Below are 1,533 nucleotides of genomic sequence, written 5' to 3' on the forward strand. Positions count from 1 at the left end.
GCCTTCGGCATTCTGCTGGCTTCCACTGGAAGCACGGAAAACGACTATCGGTATACCGGCGAGCAGTATGATGCTGGGTTGGATCAGTATTACCTAAGGGCGAGGTATTACGACCAAGGAGTTGGGCGGTTTACGCAGATGGATACGTGGATGGGGGTTAATTCTGATCCTATTACGTTGCATAAGTATCTTTATGCGAATGCTGATCCGGTGGCTTATACCGATCCTACTGGAAACTTTGGGCTATTCGAAGCTTCGGTTACAAATACAATTGCTACAGAACTTTCTTTAATGAAGGTTGATGCCGGCTTAAGTGCTTTGGACACTGTTTTTGGGTCTTTAGGAATAAATGATTCTACGGTGGAGACCGTTAGGACTGCTAGTCAAGTGGCGGGGATAATAGCTCTTGGTGCTGGAGGAGTTAAACTTCTTGTAATGCTCTCAAAGAAGGCGAGAGACTGTATTAAGAAAAACTGTGATTTAGGTGTATGGAGTAGAATCTCTCCGACTGGAAGTAATCATCCCGGTTCTGTTATTCCTGTAACATTTAGATACTCCTCAAACTCTGGCCATGCGGTTTGGGTCAATAGTAACGCGACTAAACATTTGGCCGAGTATGCTCAAAGTTTAGCCCGCTCTCTTACTCCAGAAAAAGTACGGTTGGGCTCTCAGCTGCAGTTAGAGAGTTTGGGGAGCGCAATTGATACCGCAACTAAAAATGGGGTGCCTCTGAATACGCGCTTGAATATAGATGGTTGGCAGTTAGAATTCCGTAGATCCGATGGAGATGAACTACCAGTATTGATACATGCTCTTTATGAGGGATAGCCTATGGACAGATTAAAATGGGATGAAACAGACTTCCTGGTGATTACTGAAGTGGTCCCTATTATTGAGGATTATGAGGTTCGCCATCAATATGGCTTTGAAAGAGGCAGTTTGCGTGTCGAATTAGACGTTAGGCAACTGGAAAGCTATATATCTATTGATATTCGAGATAAGGGTGATAGTGGTGGGATTATCCTTGAAATGAGCTTTTATTGTAGGGCTGGCGCTACAGTATCGGATAATGTTATTAAATTTCAGGACTGCGTTTTTGTTGAGGGGCGTTTTACTTATATAGAGAAGCGTGAAGTTTTGCATAAAGAGAAGATTCCATATGGAAACGATGTGTTTTTATATATTTCGCAAGATTCAGTAGGAGTTCGAATTAAGTAGGATAAGCTAGAGCGCCCACAAACCAGAGAAGAAAGGGACAGCCATAATCAATAGTCTACAGAGTGATCGTCTGCGCAGGTTTATCCAGCAGCCTGCGCAGACCGTTCCGGCACAGGTGGCTAAATGGGCAGGCACTCTGCGCAAAAATACCCAGTGCATGCAGTTGCAGATTCTTGTGATTTTGAGCACTCCTACCGTGATTTTGTGAGCACTGTTCCATTATCTTCTGCGCAACCTGCTGTTTATTTTGAGCAGTCACAGCCATCCTAGAGATGAGAATAGAGGGGGCTGGCTATTTTCTTGTAAATACTACTG

Annotated in this window: 2 protein-coding genes; both read left to right on the plus strand. The window is 44.0% G+C overall.

Translation table 11 applies throughout. The features are described 5' to 3' along the window. Positions 1-15: 15 nt before the first annotated feature. Positions 16-828 (plus strand): RHS repeat-associated core domain-containing protein, encoded by an 813-nt coding sequence (locus F566_RS37465; protein ID WP_245555099.1) that lies wholly within the window; start codon positions 16-18, stop codon positions 826-828. A 3-nt stretch (positions 829-831) separates the two neighbouring features. After that, the gene (locus F566_RS0100105; protein WP_020404958.1) at positions 832-1,218 is read left to right on the plus strand and encodes a hypothetical protein; all 387 of its coding nucleotides are present in this window, start codon (positions 832-834) and stop codon (positions 1,216-1,218) included. The last annotated feature ends 315 nt before the right edge of the window (positions 1,219-1,533 follow it).

It is taken from the genome of Hahella ganghwensis DSM 17046 (assembly GCF_000376785.1).
Taxonomy (GTDB): Bacteria; Pseudomonadota; Gammaproteobacteria; order Pseudomonadales; family Oleiphilaceae; genus Hahella; species Hahella ganghwensis.

Excerpts from the sequence above, each read along its gene's own strand:
- F566_RS0100105 (WP_020404958.1), top strand. The coding sequence starts at position 832 with ATGGACAGATTAAAATGGGATGAAACAGACTTCCTGGTGATTACTGAA.